The organism is Delftia sp., assembly GCF_059499305.1.
On the sequence record NZ_JCABYI010000009.1, the window covers coordinates 24747 to 43515 of the forward strand.

Genomic DNA, 18769 nt, shown 5'->3' on the forward strand with positions numbered 1-18769 from the left:
AGATGGAGGCCTCCACCCCTACAACCGACAGCGGCCCTGTGCGCAGCACGCTGTCAATCCGCTTGACCACATTGCTGTGGGCAGTGCTTGTGCTTTGTTTCGTGGCGGGCCTGCCGATCCTTCTCGGTGCGAGTTGGCTCTCGCTGCCTGCTTTGCTACTAGCAGCCGCGCTGATCGCGGTTCCGCTGGTCTGGACTTGGCGGCGGATCTCGCGTTCGTCCAGGGCACGGTCCTGGGCTGCAAGTTGGCTGCATGGCACCGTCGGATTGTGGTTTTTGTTGTGCGGATTGGCGGCAGCACCGGTGTATGTCCTTGCCGTCATGACGGAGACACGTCCAGCCATCGTGCCCACCGTCACCATGTCCAACGGACCCCGCACCGTCGTGCTGCAAGGCATGCAGCACGTGGGTGCCGAGCGGTTCTTCAAGACCATCGTCTACGACCTTGAGAAGGCATTAGCCGACGGTTATGTGTTGGCCTACGAAGGCGTGGCCAACAGCGATCCGGAAGCCGACGCCTGGTTCAAGAAGGTCCTGACCCAGGGTAAAGACCTTGGCGACAGCTACCGAGAGCTCGGCCAGAACTGCGGTCTCGCCTACCAGATCGACTACTTCGGGCCGGTGGTGGCTGATGCCAAGGCCCACCCCGAACGGCACGTGACCATGGACGTGGACACGCGAGCGATGAAGCAGGAGTACGACAGATTGGTGCAGAGCGACCCAGCCTTCGCGGCAGCGATGCGCCAACGTGAAGTGCAGCAAGCCACCGACGCTGAAGACGATTCATCGGACGTCGTGGCGCGTGTGATCGAATGGCAGAAGTCTGGCGATGAGCGGCAGGTCACGCTCGCCGGCACACTGTGCCGCGGGTTCATGACCTATGTGATGCGCCGTTCCGGCCAGGGCGGCGGCGGTGACCTGGACCCGGTGGTGCTCGACTTCCGCAATCGCCACCTTGCAAGGCAATTGCTGGATGACAAGCGCCCGAAAATCTACGTCACGTATGGCGCTGCGCATCTGCCAGGCGTGATGGAAATCATGCAGCGTGAGCCAGGCTGGAAGGTGGAGTCGGTGAAGTGGATGCGCACCATCTCGGCGCCTGAGCATCTGGAGGGGCGGCTTTAACCTGGCGGGGACGCATGGCGCCGAGTGTATTGGTCGAGACTGCTGTCCGGTCTTGAAAACAGACAACACCCGCGCAGCATTTAGCCTCGATTCGCGTCTCTTGATGCACCAAGCGCGCTGATGCTTGTGCGGAGCAGGCGGCCTGTGCGGCGGCTCTTTTCCGCAGCGGTCGCTCGCGGCTTAGTGGGGTACGACTGCTGATGGCCGGTAGTGCGCGTTCGTCGGCGAAGTCTGGAAGACCGCAACCGCCGCAAAGCCGACACCGACAGGCCCGCGACGAACGACTGCAACGGGTCGATAGCCGTCGTTGGGTTGTCGCCGCTGAACGTCGTCAATCAGCCTGAAGCGGTCGCTCGAAAGTCTTCGCGCGACAACCACAAGAAAGGCAGTTGATGAAAAACCTACTGCGAGGGGCAGCGATCACGGCGTTGCTGGCAACTCTGGGTTGCAGCCAGCCGCCAAATGGCCGGTGGGAAGCGAGGCAAAGCGTCGATGTTCTGCTGAAAAAGGGCCAACCGCAGACGGTGGCATTTGTCCTCAACGCAGGGGACGTTTGCGCATTCGGCCAGCAGTGGAGCTTTGAAAAGGAACTGCGCTACAAGGAAGTGATCTGCCCCCAAGGCAAGGGCTGGATCACTTCCGACACGCCGTTCAAAAAGCTGGGCGGCTGAGTTGGCGATGGGGCGAGTGCTCGCAGCGCCCCTCAGAAGCTATGCATCAACCCCGCAGTCACCCCCGTAGCCACATCCTTGTTCTGCCCGCCCTGAAACCCTCCACTCCAATGCGTGCGGTCCAGTTCCGCATACAGCTTGCTGCGGCGTGAGAGCTTGTATTCCGCAAACAGCAGGGCGCGGGTGTAGCCGTCTGCGGCGCGGCCGCTGCGTTCGCGTTCCACGCGGTACAGGGCGGCGGTCAGGTCCAGCGTGCTGCGGGCGGACCAGGTGGCGCCCAGCGAGTGCACGCGCTGCACGGTGCGGGCGGTGGTGGCGTTGGTCTGGCCGTCGCTGCGCGCGGTGTTCAGCGCAAGGCGCAGCTTGTCCCATTGGTAGCTGGCGCCCAGGGTGGCGGCTTTCAGCTCCCACTGGTCTGCGGTCTTGAAGCGCTGGTAGGCGCCGGAGACGGTCCATGTCTTCGTGCCATAGGCCAGGCCCGCGCCGGCCGATGAGCGGGCGGAGCCGCCTTGCGCCGTCTCGCCAAAGCTGTACATGGCGCGGGCGGTGAGGCCGCCGAAGCGGCCGGTGTACTTGACCGAGTTGTCCAGCCGGTACGAGCCGGTGGTGGCGCCCGCGCTGCCGTATTCCACGCCCAGGCCGTGGCTGCTGAGCGCGGCGGTGGCGATGTTGGGGTTGAAGGAGGCAAACCGCATGCCCACGGGGTCCACGGGGCTGATGGCCTCTGCCAGCAGGTTGGTCTGGCGGCCGGCCGTGACCTGGCCCCAGCTGCCGCCCAGGCCCACGATGGCCGCGCGGTCGAAGAACTTGCTGGAGTTGGCGGTGGTGCCGGTGTCCAGGTTCAGGCCGGTTTCCAGGTTGAACAGGGCGTACATGCCGCCGCCCAGGTCTTCGCGGCCCCGAAACCCGAAGCGGCTGGTGGTGTTGACGCCGCTGGACAGCGCGGCGCCCGAGGTGTTGCTGGCCGCGTTGGCAGCGGTGAGGCCGCTGGTGTAGCGCACGCCGGTATCGGCAATGCCGTAGAGCGTGATGCTGGATTGCGCAAGGGCCGACAGCGGTGCGGCGGCGAGGGTGATCAGCACCAGGGTTTTGGTGTTCATGGGTGTGGCGAGGGTGAGAGGGCTGGGCAGCGGCATGCCGCAGCAGTGCCGTTGCAGCGCCGCTGGAAGGAGGTCGAACCGGGGAGGGGGAAGGCCCCCTGTGTGTCGAGGGCCTTGAGTGCCTAGAGAGCCTAGAGGGCCTTGAGGGCTCGGGGGCCTGCCGTCAGGGCTTGGCCGCCGGCTCCATGCCGGTGCTGCGCACGATGGGCGCAGCGGCGGGGGCTGCCAGGAAGCGGATCAGGTGTCGCGCCGTGTCAGGGCTCTTGGCGCCGGTGGCCACGCCTGCGGAGAAGAAGACGCGCTGCTGCACTTCATCGGGCAGGGGGCCGACGAATTCCAGCTCCTTGAACGGCAGCAGTTCGCTGACCTGCTGGAAGCCGATGTCCGCATCGCCACGCAGCACCACGGCGCCCACGCGCTCGCTGAGGATGCGGGTGGCCTTGCCCTTCATCTGCTCGGCCACGCCCAGGCGCGGGAACAGTTCGTTGGCCAGGTAGGTGCCGCTGGCGCTGGCCGAGTAGGCAACGGATTTGGCGTCCAGCAGGGTCTGCCTGAGCGCGTCCACGGTGCTGATGTCGGGCTTGGGCGTGCCCTTGCGCACGCTCATGCCGATCATGGAGCGCGCCAGGTCCACGCGGCTGCCCGCTTCCACCTTGCCTTGCGCTGCCAGGTTGTCCAGGGCCGAGTCGGCGAGGATGACCACGTCGAACTGCTCGCCCCGCGCCAGCCGGCTGGGAATGGAGTCCTGCGCATTGCCCATGGAGGCGCCACGCGAGGTGACGACCTTGTGGCCCGTGGCCTGCTCGTACAGGGGTATCAGCTGGTCATAGGCGGCAGAGAAGCCGCCCGAGGTGACCACGCGGATTTCATCTGCGGCGGCGGTGGAAGGCGCGGCAGCGCCCAGGGCCAGGCCCAGGCTGAGGGCGCCGCCCAGCAGCGCGCCCAGGGTGCGGCGGCGCAGCGTGGATGGCACGGAGGACTGCAGAGAGGACTGCAGGGGGGTGGAACGGATGGCGGTCATGGTTTGTCTCCTGGTTTTTTATGGTTGGGGAACGGCTAACGGCTGCCGAGAGAATCAATCGGCGGTGATTTTTCGCTCGCGGATGATGCGGCCCCACTTGGCGTGCTCGGCGGCAATGAACTGGCCCAGTTCCTCGCGGGTGCCCGGGGCGGCGGTCTGGCCGTGCTTGAGCAGGTTGTCGCGCACTTCGGGGGTGTTCAGCACCTTGACCAGCTCGGTGTTCCAGCGGTCCAGCAAGGGCTTGGGCGTCTTGGCGGATGCCACGAAGGCGTACCAGTTGGTGGCGTTGAAGCCGGGGAAGCTTTCGGCCACGGTGGGCACGTTGGGCAGGTAGGCCGGGCGCGTGAGGCCCGTGGTGGCCAGCGGAATCAGCTTGCCCGATTCGATGTGGGGCAGGGCCGTGGGCGGGGCCGCGTAGAAGGAGGTCACGCGGTTGCCCAGCACATCCTGCAGGGCGGGCGCGCCGCCCTTGTAGGGCACGTGCAGGGTGTCGATCTTGGCGACATCGTTGAGCAGTTCACCGGCCAGGTGCGATGCGGAGCCGGGGCCGGTGGAGGCGAAGTCCAGCTTGCCGGGTTCGCGCCTGGCCTTGGCCACGTATTCGCCCAGGGTCTTGATACCCGTGGCGGCCGGCACGACGAGCACGTTGGGAAAGTTCACGCCCATGGTGATGGGGGCCAGGTCCTTGAGCGGGTCGTAGCCGATCTTCATGAAGTGCGGCGCAATGGCCAGCGGGCCGATGGAGCCGAAGAGCAGCACCGAGCCGTCGGACGGACCATTGGCCACCTGCGTGTGGGCCAGGTTGCCGCCCGCGCCGGGCTTGTTTTCCACGACCACGCTCTGGCCGATGTTCTCGCCCAGCTTCTTGGCGATGATGCGCGCGGCAATGTCGGCCGAGCCGCCTGCAGCAAAGCCGACCACCATGACCACGGGTTTCTTGGGGGGGAAGTCCTGGGCCTGGGCGGTGCCCACGGCCAGGGAAAGAAGGGCTGCCAGGGCGCCGCCCGCGATCAGTCTGCGTTGGTGCATGTCGTCTCCGTTTGTTGGTCTTGCCTGCCCGCAGGGGGCAGCGTTATCAAGGGCGCCATCCTATGCAGGGGCTGCTATTCTGTGAATTGCAACTTTTGGAGGGACTGTTGCATGCAGCGCATCAAATTCGACATGGGGGAGCTGATCGCCTTCGTGACCACGGCCGAGAAGGCCAGTTTTCGCCTGGCCGCAGAAGCGCTTTTCCTGTCGCCGCCTGCCTTGAGCCGGCGCGTGGAGCGCCTGGAGTCGGTGCTGGGCGTGCGGCTGCTGGAGCGCACCACGCGGCAAGTGAAGCTGACCGAGGTAGGCCATGAATTCCTGCAGGAGGCGCGCCGGGCCCTGGCCGGCCTGGACGAGGCCGTGCAGCGCGTGGATGACCAGGTCAAGCTGCGCCGTGGCCGCGTGACGGTTGCCTGCGTGCCTTCGGTGGCCACCAATCTGCTGCCCCCGGTGCTGAAATCCTTTGCCGTGGAGCAGCCCGATGTGCAGGTGCACGTCATCGACGAGAGCGCGCACCAGGTGGTGGAGGCCGTGCTGCGCGGGGAGGCGGATTTCGGCCTGAGCTTCACGGGCAGCCAGGAGCCGTCGCTGCGCTTTGAGGCGCTCACGCGCGAGCGCTATGTGCTGGCCATGCCGCGCAGCCATGCCTGGGCCGGGCGCAGTCAGGTGGAATGGGCCGAGCTGGCGGGCAAGCGCCTGGTGTCCGTCTCCCACCAGAGCGGCAACCGGCTGCTGCTGGACCAGGTGATGGCCGGCCTGCCAGAGCAGCCCGTGGCTTGGCACGAATGCAACCACGTCACGGGCGCCCTGGCCCTGGTGGAAGCGGGCCTGGGCCTGGCCGCCGTGCCCCAGCTGGCCCTGCGCCAGGACCATGCCCAGGTCTGCGGCGTGCCGCTGACCGCGCCCGATGTGTGGCGCACGCTGGGCCTGCTGCAGCGGCGCGATCGCATGCTCGGGCCTGTGGCGCAGGCGTTGCGGGAGTGTCTGGTGCAGGCCCAGGAAGCGGGCCGCTGAGCGGGAATGCCGGTTCGGCAACGGCCCGCTTGTGCGCGATGCAGATGCCCGCCTCGCTTGTGACCCGGATGCTCCCCCGAACAGCACCGACGGGGCAGGTTTAAAGCTTTATATGAGTTTTAATCATGTAATTGTGAGATAAAACCATTTTACTTCATTGATTTGGCTCCATATCATCCGCTCCCATTGTTCGTTTGCATTTTGGGAAGCAGTCATGGCCATCACTTCACCTCGGACCGCATGGTCGCCACAACCGGCTCCCGCGTTGAACCCCGGCCATCTTGCGTGAGAGCAGCAATGACACGTCCACTTCGTCTGGTCGCCGTATCCGGCGGACTGCAGCGCCCCTCCAAGTCTGCCGCCCTGGCAGAGCATCTGTCTGATCTGATCGCCGACGAAGTTCCGTGCGAACAACGCCTGGTGGAACTGGGCCAGCTCGCGCCGCAGCTTGCCGGCGCGGTGTGGCGCTCGCAGTTGCCCGAGACGGTGGAGCGGGAGCTTGCGGCGGTGGAGGAGGCGGATGTGCTGGTGGTGGCCACACCGGTCTTTCGCGGCGCCTATACCGGACTGTTCAAGCACTTCTTCGACTTCGTCCACCAGGACGCCTTGATCGACAAACCCGTGCTGCTGGCGGCCACCGGTGGAAGCGAGCGCCATGCCCTGGTGATCGACCACCAGTTGCGGCCGCTGTTCAGCTTCTTCCAGGCACGCACCCTGCCACTGGGTGTCTACGCGACCGACAAGGATTTCTTGGACTACCGCCTGCACGACGAGGCACTGCTACAGCGGGCCGCGCTGGCGGTTCAGCGGGCATTGCCGCTGGTCGAGCTGAGGCAGCGCACCATGCCCCATCTGGCCGAATCAGCGGCTGTTGCCTGAAGAAAACAACGGTTTTCTCTCCATTCCCATGGGCCACCCGAACTCATGAAGCTGCTGGCCGGCCAGGACGTGATGGTGGGCCAGGCGCAGGGGAACATCCCAGGAATTCATGGTTTGCCCTGTATCGGATTCAGGCAGCTGTCTTGGAAAAAGACACTGAATCTGTTCAATGGCCAGACACTTTCGGCCCTGGCACGGGCTGCCTGGCCCCGGGGGGCGCAAGGCCGTCCCTGTCTTGGTGCCGCCTGGGTGCCGCCTGGGCGTGCCTGGCACAAAGCATGCATGGTCCCTTTGCAAAACGGCAGGCCCAGCCAGGCCATCAAGCCGCAAACCCCAAAGGAGACAAACCATGCACCGCCGCCCCTTCCTCCATTGCACCATCGCACTCGCCGCCATGGCCGCTGCAGCTCCTGCTGCACTGGCCCAGCAGGGCGAGATCCGCATTGCCCACGTCTACAGCAAGACCGGCGCGCTGGAGGCCTATGGCAAGCAGACCCAGGCCGGGCTGCTGATGGGGCTGGAGTACGCCACGGGCGGCAGCATGGCGGTGAATGGCAAAAAGCTGGTGGTGATCGAGAAGGACGACCAGGGCAAGCCCGACCTGGGCAAGAGCCTGCTGGCCACGGCGTATTCCGATGACAAGGCCGATCTGGCCGTGGGGCCCACGTCGTCCGGCGTGGCGCTGGCCATGCTGCCGGTGGCCGAGGAGTACAAGAAGATTTTGCTGGTGGAGCCGGCCGTGGCCGATTCGATCACGGGCGACAAGTGGAACAAGTACATTTTCCGCACGGGCCGCAACTCCAGCCAGGACGCCATCAGCAATGCGGTGGCCATCGACAGGGCGGGCGTGACGATTGCCACGCTGGCCCAGGACAACGCCTTCGGCCGCGACGGGGTGAAGGCCTTCAAGGACGCCATCAAGAAGGGCAAGCTGGCGCATGAGGAGTACCTGCCTGCCGCCACCACGGATTTCACGGCAGGGGCGCAGCGGCTGATCGACAAGCTCAAGGACCAGCCGGGCAGGAAGATCATCTGGATCGTGTGGGCCGGGGCGGGCAATCCGTTCAAGATCGCGGACATGGATCTCAAGCGCTACGGCATCGAGATCGCCACGGGCGGCAACATCCTGCCCGCCATGGCGGCCTACAAGAATCTGCCGGGCATGGAGGGCGCCACGTACTACTACTACGGCATTCCCAAGAACCCGGTGAACGAGGCGCTGGTGTCCATGCACTACAAGCAGTACAAGACGCCGCCGGATTTCTTCACGGCGGGCGGTTTCTCTGCGGCCATGGCCATCGTGACGGCGCTCAAGAAGACAGGTGGAGACACCAAGACCAACACGCTGATCAAGGCCATGGAGGGCATGAGCTTCGACACGCCCAAGGGCCAGATGACCTTCCGCAAGGAAGACCACCAGGCCCTGCAGAGCATGTACCACTTCAAGATCCGCGTGGACCCGGCGCTGGCCTGGGGCGTGCCCGAGCTGGTGCGCGAGATCAAGCCCGAGGAGATGCAGGTCCCCATCCGCAACGGCCGCTGAGCAATGTTGCGCACAGAGGATCTGACCATCCGCTTCGGGGGCCATGTGGCCGTCAACGGCGTGAGCTGCGCTTTCGAGCCGGGCACGCTGACGGCCATCGTGGGGCCCAACGGGGCGGGCAAGACCACGTATTTCAACCTGATCTCGGGGCAGCTCAAGGCCACGGCCGGGCGCGTGCTGCTGGGCGGGCGCGAGCTCACAGGGCTGGCCCCTTCGGCGCGCACGCGGGCCGGGCTGGGGCGGGCGTTCCAGCTCACCAATCTGTTCCCGCACCTGAGCGTGCTGGAGAACGTGCGCCTGGCCGTGCAGGCGCGTGACGAGGGACCGCACCGGCGCGGCCTGAACCTGTGGAGCATCTGGAGCGACCACCGCGCGCTCACGCAGCGGGCGCTGCACATCCTCGACCAGGTGGCCCTGTCCGCCCGGTGCGACGAGGCCGTGGCCGCGCTGCCGCATGGCGACCAGCGCAAGCTGGAGGTGGCCTTGCTGATGGCGCTGGAACCCCAGGTCTATATGTTCGACGAGCCCACGGCGGGCATGAGCCATGACGAGGCGCCGGTGATCCTGGACCTGATACGCAAGCTCAAGCAGGACCGCAGCAAGATCATCCTGCTGGTGGAGCACAAGATGGATGTGGTGCGCGAGCTGGCCGACCGCATCATCGTGCTGACCAATGGCACGCTGGTGGCCGATGGGCCGCCGGCCGAGGTCATTGCCTCGCCTGTGGTGCAGCAGGCCTACCTGGGTGTGGTGCCGGAGCAGGGCGCCGTGAAGGAGGCCGCATGACGCTCGACCACAGTTCCCACCCCAACCTGCTCGAACTGTCGGGCGTGCACACGCATATCGGGGCCTATCACATCCTGCATGGCGTGGACCTGGCCGTGCCGCGCGGGCAGCTGACCATGCTGCTGGGGCGCAACGGCGCGGGCAAGACGACCACGCTGCGCACCATCATGGGCCTGTGGCGGGCCAGCCAGGGGCGCATCGCCTTTGGCGGGGCCGACATCACGGCCCTGCCCACGCCCGCGATCGCGCGGCTGAACATTGCCTATGTGCCCGAGAACATGGGCATCTTCGCGGACCTGACGGTGCAGGAAAACCTGCTGCTGGCCGCGCGCGGCGCCTCGCGCGCTGACCGCATGGACGCGCAGCGGCTGCAGTGGATCTTCGGCATGTTCCCGGCCGTTGAGAAGTTCTGGAACCACCCGGCCGGCAAGCTGTCGGGCGGGCAAAAGCAGATGGTGGCGGTGGCGCGCGCCATCGTGGAGCCGCGTGATCTGCTGATCGTGGACGAGCCCAGCAAGGGCCTGGCACCGGCCATCATCGAGAACATGATCGCGGCCTTCGCTCAACTCAAGGCGGGCGGCACGACGATTGTGCTGGTGGAGCAGAACCTGGGCTTTGCGCGCCGCCTGGGCGACCGCGTGGCGGTGATGGACAACGGCCGCGTGGTGCACGCGGGCGGCATGGCCGAGTTCTCGGCAGACGCGGCGTTGCAGCAGTCGCTGCTGGGGCTTTCGCTATGAACAAGCTGAACAGGCTGGATGTGGATTTCAAGCCGCTGCTGCTGGTGCCCGTGCTGGCCCTGGTGGCGCTGCCGCTGGTGGGTTCGGGCTCGACTTGGCTGACGCTGACGGTGGCGGGGCTGGCCATGGGGATGATCGTGTTCATCATCGCCTCGGGGCTGACGCTGGTGTTCGGGCTGATGGATGTGCTGAACTTCGGCCACGGCGTGTTCATCGCGCTGGGCGCCTTCGTGGCCACCAGCGTGCTGGGCGCCATGGGCGACTGGACGGGGTCGGACCAGCTGTGGCGCAACCTGCTGGCCGTGCTGCCGGCCATGGTGGTGGCCATGCTGGTGGCGGGCGCCATCGGGCTGGCGTTCGAGCGCTTCATCGTGCGGCCCGTGTACGGCCAGCATCTCAAGCAGATCCTGATCACCATGGGCGGCATGATCATCGGCGAGGAGCTGATCAAGCTCATCTGGGGCCCGCAGCAGATTCCGCTGCCGCTGCCTCAGGGCATGAAGGGCGCCTGGCTGCTGGGCGATGCCGCCGTGGAAAAGTACCGCGTGGTGGCCGTGCTGGTGGGGCTGGCGGTGTTTGCCCTGCTGGCCTGGACGCTGTCGCGCACCAAGATCGGCCTGCTGATCCGCGCGGGCGTGCAGGACCGCGAGATGGTGGAGGCCCTGGGCTACCGCGTGCGCCGCCTGTTCGTGGGCGTGTTCGTGGCGGGCTCGGCCCTGGCCGGGCTGGGCGGGGTGATGTGGGGCATGTACCAGCAGAGCGTGGTGCCGCAGATGGGCGCGCAGGTCAATGTGCTGATCTTCATCGTGATCATCATCGGCGGGCTGGGCAGCACGGGCGGGGCGCTGATCGGCGCGCTGCTGGTGGGACTGATGGCCAACTACACGGGGTTCCTGGTGCCCAAGGTGGCGCTGTTTTCCAACATCGCGCTGATGGTGGCCATCCTGCTGTGGCGGCCTCAGGGCGTCTATCCCGTCGCGAACCGCTGAAGGAGTGATCGACATGCTCAACCGATTGCTTTCCGGCGACATGCCGCGCAGCCGCGTGCTGGCGGTGCTGCTGCTGTTGATCTTCCTGGGGCTGGCGGCGGCGCCGTTCGTGTTCCCTGGCGTGAAGGCGCTGAACGTGGCGGCCAAGGTGCTGATCTTCGTGGTGCTGGTGGCCAGCTTCGATCTGCTGCTGGGCTACACCGGCATCGTGAGCTTTGCGCACACCATGTTCTTCGGCATTGGCGCCTATGGCGTGGCGATTGCATCGTCGCGCATGGGCGCGGGCTGGGGTGCGCTGGCGCTGGGCCTGGGCGCGGCGCTGCTGGTGTCGCTGCTGCTGTCGCTGGCCATCGGCCTGTTCTCGCTGCGCGTGCGGGCCATCTTCTTTGCCATGATCACGCTGGCCGTGGCGGCGGCGTTCCAGACGCTGGCCTCCCAACTGTCGGAATGGACGGGCGGGGAGGACGGGCTGAGCTTCAAGCTGCCCGAGTGGCTGTCGCCCAGCTTCGAGCCGTTCGAGAACGAGGTGCTGGGCGTGCTGATCGACGGGCGCATCATCACTTACTACCTGCTGTTCGTGCTGGCCGTGGCGCTGGTGCTGGCGCTGCTGCGCATCGTCAATTCCCCGTTCGGCCGCGTGCTGCAGGCCATCCGCGAGAACGAGTTCCGTGCCGAGGCCATCGGCTACCGGGTGGTGGTGTACCGCACCCTGTCCAGCGTGCTGTCGGCCCTGTTCGCCTGTGTGGCCGGTGCCATGCTGGCGCTGTGGCTGCGCTATAACGGGCCAGATACCTCGCTGTCGTTCGAGATCATGATGGACTGCCTGCTGATCGTGGTGATCGGCGGCATGGGCACCATCTATGGCGCGGCGATCGGCTCGGTGCTGTTCCTCATCGCCCAGAGCTATCTGCAGGACCTGCTGCGCGTGGCCAGCGAGGCCGCGCACAGCCTGCCCTGGCTGGCCGCGCTGCTGTCGCCCGACCGCTGGCTGCTGTGGCTGGGCGTGCTGTTCGTGTTGTCGGTCTACTATTTCCCCACGGGCGTCGTGGGGCGTCTGCGTTCTTCCCGCGCCGGAGCCTGACCAGGGCCCCAGGCGCATTCGTGCATCAGAGAACTACCACAAGGAGATGGGCATGTTGAAGCGTGAAGAGATGGTGTCGTCGATTCCTGCAACCCCGTGGCGCTGGGCCGTCACGGCGCTGGCGGCGGCCGCGCTGGCGGCCTGCGGCAGCGGCGAGCATGAACCCAGCAATGACCTGCCCAAGGGCTTTACCGAGCTGGGCGCCACGGTGTATCCGGCCACGGCCACCGGCACGGGCGCCACGGCGGCCACGCAGGACTTGCTGACGGGCGGCCTGGGCAAGACGGGCCTGGGCGCGGCAGCCGCGCCCCTGTATGCGGACCCAGCCAATCCCACGGCGGCGGAGCTTCGGCGCAATGCGCTGTACTCCAACTACCGGGGCATCCTGGACCCCACGGCGGGCGGCGGCTACGGCACGCTGTACGGCCCCAACATCACGGCAGACGGGCAGGTGACTGCGGGCGAAGGGCTGATCCCCGGGCGCGAGTACCTGGCCGTGCTGGACGACGGCACGGGCCGCAAGCAGACCATGGTGGCCGTGCAGGTGCCGGACAGCTTTGACCGCAACCGGCCCTGCATCGTGCTGGGCCCGTCCTCGGGCTCGCGCGGCGTGTATGGCGCCATCGGCACGGCGGGCGAGTGGGGCCTGAAGAAGGGCTGCGCCGTGGCGCTGACCGACGCGGGCAAGGGCGTGGGCCTGCACAACCTGAGCGACGACACCGTCAACAAGCTGGACGGCACGCGCGCCACGCGCACGGACGCCGGCAGCCTGTCCTTCTTTGCCGCACGGCTGACCGATGCGGCGCGCGCCGCCTACAACGCGGCGTTTCCCAACCGCATTGCCATCAAGCACGCGCATTCCCAGCAGAACCCTGAAAAGGACTGGGGCAACGACACGCTGGCCGCGGCCCGCTATGCGCTGTACGTGCTCAATGCCCGCTATGGCACCACGCAGGACCCCGTGCCCTTCGGCAAGGACAACACGCTGGTGCTGGCGGGCTCGGCCTCCAACGGCGGCGCGGCCGTGCTGCGTGCGGCCGAGCTGGATACGGACGGCCTGATCGACGGCGTGGTGGCCTCCGAACCCGTGACCGAGATGCCCACGCGCCAGGGCTACACCATTGCCGTGGGCAATGCGACCATGCCCAACCCGGGCCGCACGCTGGCCGAGTACACCACCTACGGCAACATCTACCAGCCCTGCGCGGCGCTGGCTCCCGATGCGGCGCTGACCGAGACCTCGATCTTCAACTACATAGGCCTCACCGCCATGACGGCGCGTGCCGAGGCACGCTGCACCAGCCTGGCCGCCAAGGGCCTGGTCATCGGCGCCACCACGGCCGACCGTGCCGCCAATGCGCTGAGCAAGCTGCGCCTGTACGGCTGGACGCGCGACCACGACCGCATGCACAACGCCCACTACGCGCTGGGCAACGGCCCCATCCTGTCGGCCATGTACACCATGGCCTATGGCCGGTTTGGCGTGGATGCCAACCTGTGCCGCACCAGCTTTGCGGCCGCCAATGCCACGGGCGACGTGGTGCCCGCCACGGGGGCCGCGCTGGCCCAGAGCTTTGCCACGGCCAATGGCACGGCCAACGGCACGCCCGCCACGGTGGTCTACAACGACTCGGTGGGCGGGGCCAAGGCCTGGCAGTTTGCCGTGTCGCCCTCCACGCGCGTGGCCGACTTCGGGCTGGACAACGCGCTGTGCCAGCACGCGCTGGTGACGGGCTTCGATCCGGTGACCGGCTTCAACCTGTCCGAGAGCAGCGTGCCCACGCGCGCCCAGAGCGACGCCGTGCGCGCCGGCATCAACGAGGTGCTGCACACAGCCAAGCTGCGCGGCAAGCCCACCATCATCGTGGCGGGCCGCAGCGATGCGCTGGTGCCGGTCAACCACAATGCGCGCGCCTACACGGTGCTCAACCGTGGCCTGGATGGCTCCAGCACGCGGCTGCGCTATATCGAGGTGGTGAATGCCCAGCATTTCGATGCCTTCCTACCGTTCTCCGGCTTCGACACGCGCTTCGTGCCGCTGCACCCGTACTTCAACCAGGCCATGGATGCCGTGTGGGCCAACCTGCGCAGCAGCACCGCGCTGCCGGCCAGCCAGGTGGTGCGCACCACGCCGCGCGGCGGCCAGCCGGGCGCGGCGCCCGCCATCACGGCGGCCCAGGTGCCGCCCTTCGTGGCGCGGCCCAGCACGGCCAACACCATCGAGGTCAGCGACGGGCTGATCCGCATTCCTGAGTGAGCCAGGCCCTGGAGCGGCCGGCTGCCACGGCGGCCGGCCGCTCCTGCACAGAGATTTCTTCCATGGCTTCCACAGCATCACCCTCGTCCGCATCCCCTTTTGTTGCCGTGCCGGATTCCCGCTACGCGCACTGCTCGGGCTATGAGATCCACTACATGGACTGGCAGCCTGCGCCCGGCGCGGAGCCTGCAGGTACGGTCATCGCCTGGCACGGGCTGGCACGCACGGGGCGCGACATGGATGCGCTGGCGCAGTTCCTGGCGGGGCAGGGCTGGCGCGTGGTCTGCCCCGACACGCTGGGCCGGGGCCTGAGCCAGTGGAGCCGCGCGCCGCGCGAGGAATACCGGCTGGGCTTCTACGCCCGCATTGCGCGCGGGCTGTTCGATGCGCTGGAGCTGGAGCGCGCGCATTGGGTGGGCACGTCCATGGGCGGGGCCATCGGCACGGTCTGCGCCTCGGGCCTGTTCGAGCCTTCGCTGCGCGCCCGCATTGCGACGCTGGTGCTCAACGACAATGCGCCGCAACTGGCCGAGTCAGCGCTGGCGCGCATCAAGGCCTATGCGGGTGAGCCGCCGGCCTTCGACACCGTGGGCGAGCTGGAGGCCTTTTTTCGCCAGGCCTACCGGCCCTATGGCTGGCTCGGCGAGGCCGAGTGGCGCAAGCTCACCGAGACCAGCGTGCGCCGCCTGCCCGATGGGCGCGTCACGCCGCACTACGACCCGGCCATGATCGAGCAGTTCACGGCCCATGACGACGACTACGGCATCTGGCCGCACTACGACGCGCTGGAGATCCCCGTGCTGCTGCTGCGGGGTGTGGACTCGGACCTGGTGCTACCCGAGGTGGCCCGGGAAATGACCACGCGCGGCCCCGGCGCGCGCGGCCTGCTGCACTGGCAGGAGGTGCCCGGCTGCGGCCATGCGCCGGCGCTGAACGTGCCCGCGCACTGGCAATGGGTGCTGGAGCATCTGCAGCGCGGCTGAGCATCAACCCGGGCCGGGCGCGGATGTTGCAGCCGCGCTAGCATTTGCGACGGGTGCAGCCTCGCCTTCTTTTTCGGGTGCGGGCACCGTCTGGGCAAGAGAGGCCTGACATGGGTTTTCTGGTGGAGCTGATCCGCGAGTACGGCTTCGGCATCGTCTTTCTCAATGTGTTCGTCGAGCAATTGGGCGCGCCGATTCCGGCCTACCCGGTGCTGGTCGTGACCGGTGCGCTGGAAGGCGCCGACTGGGTGCGCCTGCTGTGGCTGGTGGCCGTGGCCGTGAGCGCGGCGCTGATTGCCGACCTGTTCTGGTACCAGGCCGGCAAGGCCTACGGCCACCGGGTGCTGGGGCGCATCTGCCGCATCTCGCTGTCGCCCGATGCCTGCATCCGCCAGACCGAGACCGTCTACGGCCGCTGGGGCGCAAGGTCACTGCTGGTGGCCAAGTTCGTGCCGGGCTTCGCCTCCATCGCCAGCGCGCTGGCCGGGGTGATGGGCACGCCGCTGCGCAGCTTCGTGCTGTATGACGGGCTGGGTGCGCTGATCTGGGTAGGCTCGGCCGTGTACCTGGGCTCGCTGTTCAGCTCCACGGTGGAAGACCTGCTGGGCGTGCTCACCGCGCTGGGCCAGTGGGGCCTGTTGCTGCTGGCCGTGGCGCTGGGGCTGTTCATCGTGCGCAAGTGGTGGCAGCGCCACCGCATGGTGCGTTCATTGCGCATGCCGCGCATGTCGGTGCGCGAGCTGGCGGGCCTGCATGCCCAGGGCATGCAGCCCACGGTGATCGATGTGCGCGCCCTGCCGCAGTACCGCCAGGGCCATATCCCGGGTGCACAGTCCTGGGAGCTGCGCCCGCGCGATGGCGGCGAGTCGCATGCGCACCTGCTGCCCCAGCACGACCATCCCCACGGGGTGGTGGTCTATTGCGACTGTCCCAATGAAATCTCGGCCGCGCGGCTGGCGCGCCAGCTGCAGCGCGCGGGCTTCGCCAACGTGCGCCCGCTGGTGGGCGGCCTCAAGGCCTGGCAGGCGGCCGGCTTCGATGTGGAAACCGCGCCGCTGCCCGTGACGGCTGGCGCGGATGAGGGGCCGGCGCCCAGCGTCCCCTGACCTTGGCCTTGGTCTTGGTCTATTTGCCCGCCGGCATCGAGCAGTGCCCGCCTTGCGTGGCCTTGCCCGAGCCGGCCGCGATCAGCGGTGCCTCGAAGCGCAGGTCCACGGGGGGCGAGTGCAGGTGGTCCCAGGCGAGGAAGAGGACCAGCACGGCCCAGAAGACCGCGCGCAGGCTGTTCTGTTGTGTCATGGCGGGTCCTTTCAGAAGTTGAAGTGGCGGCGGATGCGCAGGCCGAAGATGGTGCCGGCAAAGGCCAGCGGCACCCAGATCCAGCCGTGGATGCTGCCCGTGGAGATGCCCGAGAGCATGGCGCCCACATTGCAGCCGAAGGCCAGGCGCGAGCTGTAGCCCAGCACCAGGCCGGCCACGAGGGCCACCATCCATTGCGTTCCCGTGAGCGGCTTGGCATTGACGGGCTTGGCGGCAGCCACCCACAGGGCGCCGCCCAGGATGCCGATGTTGGTGATGCTGGTCACGTCCAGCAGCACGGTCTCGTGCAGGCGCGCGGCGTTGCCGGGCTGGCTCCAGAACCAGTTGCCGGCCAGGTCCACGGCGCCTGTGGCGTTGGCGATCTTGGCGGCCCACAGGCCGAAGCCGTAGACCACGCCCCAGGGCTGGCCCGCAATGATGAGGTTGAGCGTGGCCAGCACGGCCAGCAGCACGGCGCCCACCACCCACTTGCGCACGAACAGCGGCTTGGCGGGGCGCTTGAGTGCCACGTTGGCGCCACGCACATACCAGGCCACGCCCAGCGCGACCACGGCCAGCGCAGCCAGCGTGGCCAGCAGGGCAGGGGCCCAGCCCCAGGCCGTGACCAGGCCCACGGGCTGGGTGTTGCCCAGGTCCAGCCACCAGCCCAGGTGCAGGCTGCCCAGGAAGCTGCCGATGGCAAACACGGGCAGGATGGCCGCATTCATGGGAATGCCCATGCCGGCCTTGTACAGCGTGCCGCTGCCGCAGCCGTCCGCGATCTGCATGCACAGGCCGAAGACGAAGGCACCCACCAGCAGGCTGATGCTGGGCGGGCCCAGGGCAGCCGTGAGTTCGGGATAGTGGCCCAGCAGCGGCATGGCCAGCGCAGCGGCCAGCGCCAGCAGCAGCAACTGGCCGAAGACGCCGCTGGCGTCCTTGTCCTCGATCAGCATGCGCCAGCCGGTGGTGAAGCCGAAGCGCTTGCCCGCCAGCACCGCGCCCAGGCCCAGGCCCACGGCGAACAGCGCGGCCTGGCGCACCGAGACGCTCCACAGCAGCCAGCCAAAGAAAACGGCCAGGATGGCCGCAAGAGGAAGTCGTTTCATATCATTTTTCTCCATGCAGTCGCCCTCCCCCGCGAAGCGGGTAGAGAGGCGCCGTGCCACGGGGGAAAGGCGCGCAAGCGCCTCAGGGAGTGTTTATTTGAACTTTTTTTCCCACCACTGCTTGGCGTCGTAGGCCAGGGATTCGGCGCGGCCGGGCTGGTTGGCCATGGGCGGCGCATCGGCCTGCTGCGTCCAGTCCACCATGGAGCCCGCATACAGCTTGACGCCCGGCAGGCCCGCGACTTCGGACAGGCCGAACCAGTCGGTGGCCGCCCAGTGGCCGGTGTTGCAGAAGGCCACCATGTCCTGGCCCTGCTCGCGCTTGACCTTGGCCGCGATCTGCTTGGCCGTGGCGGTATCGACAAAGGTGGAGGTGCCGGGCACGAACCACTGGTTGAAGTCCAGCTGCTGCGCGCCGGGCAGGGTGCCCGAGAGCTTGGCGGCCGGCGCGCGCGTCTTGCCCTGGTAGAAGGCGTCGGGGCGCGAGTCCACCAGGGCCGCGTTGCTGAGCTTGACGTGCTGGCCCACATCCTCGCGCGTGGCGATCAGGCTGGTGTCCAGCTGGGGCTGGTAGCTGCTGCGGGCCACTTTGACGGCCTCGTTGTCCTGCGGGAGCTTTTGCTCGTTCCAGGCCTTCATGCCGCCGTTGAGCACGGACAGCTCCTTGAGGCCCAGCAGCTTGAGCGTCCAGTACACGCGCGCTGCGGCGCCGAAGTCGGTGGCGTCCGCGCCCGTGGAGACCACGATGGCGTGGGTGGCCGGCGTCAGCCCCAGGGACTGCACGAGTTCGGTGAGCTTGGGCAGCTCCGGCAGTTCGCCGGGATTGGTGGCGGGGCCGCGCCATTTGCCGTAGGGAGCGTTGAGCGCACCGGGAATGTGGCGCTCGCCATAGGCCTTGGGATCGCGGATGTCGATGATGCGCACGGCGTCCTGGCCGGCGGCGGCCTGCACGCCTGCGGGCGTGAGCAGGGGTTCGGCGGCGTGGGCCGTGCCCAGGGCAGTGCAGGCGAGGCCCAGCGCCAGCAGCGGGGCCGCCAGGCGCAGAGCAGGGGAAAAGGTCTTGGTCATGATGGCTGGGGCCGGCCATGGAAGACCGGCGGGACAAGCAACAGAGGTGCAATTGTCCCGCTTGCAGCATCTATAT

18 protein-coding genes are annotated in these 18769 nt (G+C 67.5%); 12 read left to right on the plus strand and 6 right to left on the minus strand.

Translation table 11 applies throughout. From position 1 onward, the window contains the following. Positions 1-2: 2 nt before the first annotated feature. Together AC5I49_RS06180 and AC5I49_RS06185 are read left to right on the plus strand one after the other, a co-directional pair. Entirely contained in the window at positions 3-1124 is a 1122-nt protein-coding gene (locus AC5I49_RS06180; RefSeq protein ID WP_310039205.1) for a TraB/GumN family protein, read from the plus strand. A gap of 392 nt (positions 1125-1516) precedes the next feature. After that, positions 1517-1795 carry a hypothetical protein gene (locus tag AC5I49_RS06185; protein ID WP_203399715.1) on the plus strand — a complete coding sequence of 93 codons (279 nt, stop codon included), beginning with the start codon at positions 1517-1519 and terminating at the stop codon, positions 1793-1795. A gap of 32 nt (positions 1796-1827) precedes the next feature. On the opposite strand, the gene AC5I49_RS06190 is transcribed toward AC5I49_RS06185, so the two are convergent. The 3 genes from AC5I49_RS06190 to AC5I49_RS06200 form a co-directional block, all read right to left on the minus strand. Continuing rightward, positions 1828-2895, minus strand: a complete 1068-nt coding sequence (locus tag AC5I49_RS06190; RefSeq protein ID WP_495789001.1) for a porin — start codon at positions 2893-2895, stop codon at positions 1828-1830. 163 nt (positions 2896-3058) lie between these two features. Then, positions 3059-3916, minus strand: coding sequence for a substrate-binding domain-containing protein (locus tag AC5I49_RS06195; RefSeq protein WP_017405477.1), 858 nt, complete (start codon positions 3914-3916; stop codon positions 3059-3061). 54 nt (positions 3917-3970) lie between these two features. Further along, entirely contained in the window at positions 3971-4945 is a 975-nt protein-coding gene (locus AC5I49_RS06200; protein ID WP_013803335.1) for a Bug family tripartite tricarboxylate transporter substrate binding protein, read from the minus strand. Between the two features lie 111 nt (positions 4946-5056). Between AC5I49_RS06200 and AC5I49_RS06205 the strand changes: the two genes are divergently transcribed. The 10 genes from AC5I49_RS06205 (at position 5057) to AC5I49_RS06250 (ending at position 16323) form a co-directional block, all read left to right on the plus strand. Then, on the plus strand, positions 5057-5959 hold the full coding sequence (locus AC5I49_RS06205) for a LysR family transcriptional regulator (RefSeq protein ID WP_016449615.1): 903 nt from the start codon (positions 5057-5059) through the stop codon (positions 5957-5959). 297 nt (positions 5960-6256) lie between these two features. Further along, positions 6257-6838, plus strand: coding sequence for an FMN reductase (msuE, locus tag AC5I49_RS06210; RefSeq protein WP_495789002.1), 582 nt, complete (start codon positions 6257-6259; stop codon positions 6836-6838). A gap of 349 nt (positions 6839-7187) precedes the next feature. Next, positions 7188-8381 (plus strand): substrate-binding domain-containing protein, encoded by a 1194-nt coding sequence (locus tag AC5I49_RS06215; protein WP_392443709.1) that lies wholly within the window; start codon positions 7188-7190, stop codon positions 8379-8381. Between the two features lie 3 nt (positions 8382-8384). Further along, positions 8385-9167, plus strand: a complete 783-nt coding sequence (locus AC5I49_RS06220) for an ABC transporter ATP-binding protein (protein ID WP_495789003.1) — start codon at positions 8385-8387, stop codon at positions 9165-9167. Beyond that, entirely contained in the window at positions 9164-9907 is a 744-nt protein-coding gene (locus AC5I49_RS06225) for a branched-chain amino acid ABC transporter ATP-binding protein (protein WP_046240153.1), read from the plus strand. The genes AC5I49_RS06220 and AC5I49_RS06225 overlap by 4 nt, the downstream gene beginning before the upstream one ends. Next, positions 9904-10896: a branched-chain amino acid ABC transporter permease gene (locus AC5I49_RS06230; protein ID WP_047218323.1), complete on the plus strand. Its 993-nt coding sequence runs from the start codon at positions 9904-9906 to the stop codon at positions 10894-10896. The genes AC5I49_RS06225 and AC5I49_RS06230 overlap by 4 nt, the downstream gene beginning before the upstream one ends. Positions 10897-10909: 13 nt before the next feature. Continuing rightward, positions 10910-11977 (plus strand): branched-chain amino acid ABC transporter permease, encoded by a 1068-nt coding sequence (locus tag AC5I49_RS06235; RefSeq protein WP_065347063.1) that lies wholly within the window; start codon positions 10910-10912, stop codon positions 11975-11977. Between the two features lie 52 nt (positions 11978-12029). After that, positions 12030-14234, plus strand: coding sequence for a 3-hydroxybutyrate oligomer hydrolase family protein (locus tag AC5I49_RS06240; RefSeq protein WP_495789004.1), 2205 nt, complete (start codon positions 12030-12032; stop codon positions 14232-14234). 62 nt (positions 14235-14296) lie between these two features. Next, positions 14297-15217 (plus strand): alpha/beta fold hydrolase, encoded by a 921-nt coding sequence (locus AC5I49_RS06245; protein WP_495789005.1) that lies wholly within the window; start codon positions 14297-14299, stop codon positions 15215-15217. Positions 15218-15327: 110 nt separating this feature from the next. Next, the gene (locus AC5I49_RS06250) at positions 15328-16323 is read left to right on the plus strand and encodes a rhodanese-like domain-containing protein (RefSeq protein WP_016449606.1); all 996 of its coding nucleotides are present in this window, start codon (positions 15328-15330) and stop codon (positions 16321-16323) included. Positions 16324-16342: 19 nt separating this feature from the next. On the opposite strand, the gene AC5I49_RS06255 is transcribed toward AC5I49_RS06250, so the two are convergent. The 3 genes from AC5I49_RS06255 to AC5I49_RS06265 form a co-directional block, all read right to left on the minus strand. Then, on the minus strand, positions 16343-16516 hold the full coding sequence (locus tag AC5I49_RS06255) for a hypothetical protein (protein WP_016449605.1): 174 nt from the start codon (positions 16514-16516) through the stop codon (positions 16343-16345). 11 nt (positions 16517-16527) lie between these two features. Then, complete coding sequence (locus AC5I49_RS06260; protein ID WP_016454056.1) at positions 16528-17625, minus strand: YeeE/YedE thiosulfate transporter family protein; 1098 nt, start codon at positions 17623-17625, stop codon at positions 16528-16530. A 93-nt stretch (positions 17626-17718) separates the two neighbouring features. Then, on the minus strand, positions 17719-18693 hold the full coding sequence (locus AC5I49_RS06265) for a sulfurtransferase (protein ID WP_495789006.1): 975 nt from the start codon (positions 18691-18693) through the stop codon (positions 17719-17721). Positions 18694-18769 lie beyond the last annotated feature (76 nt).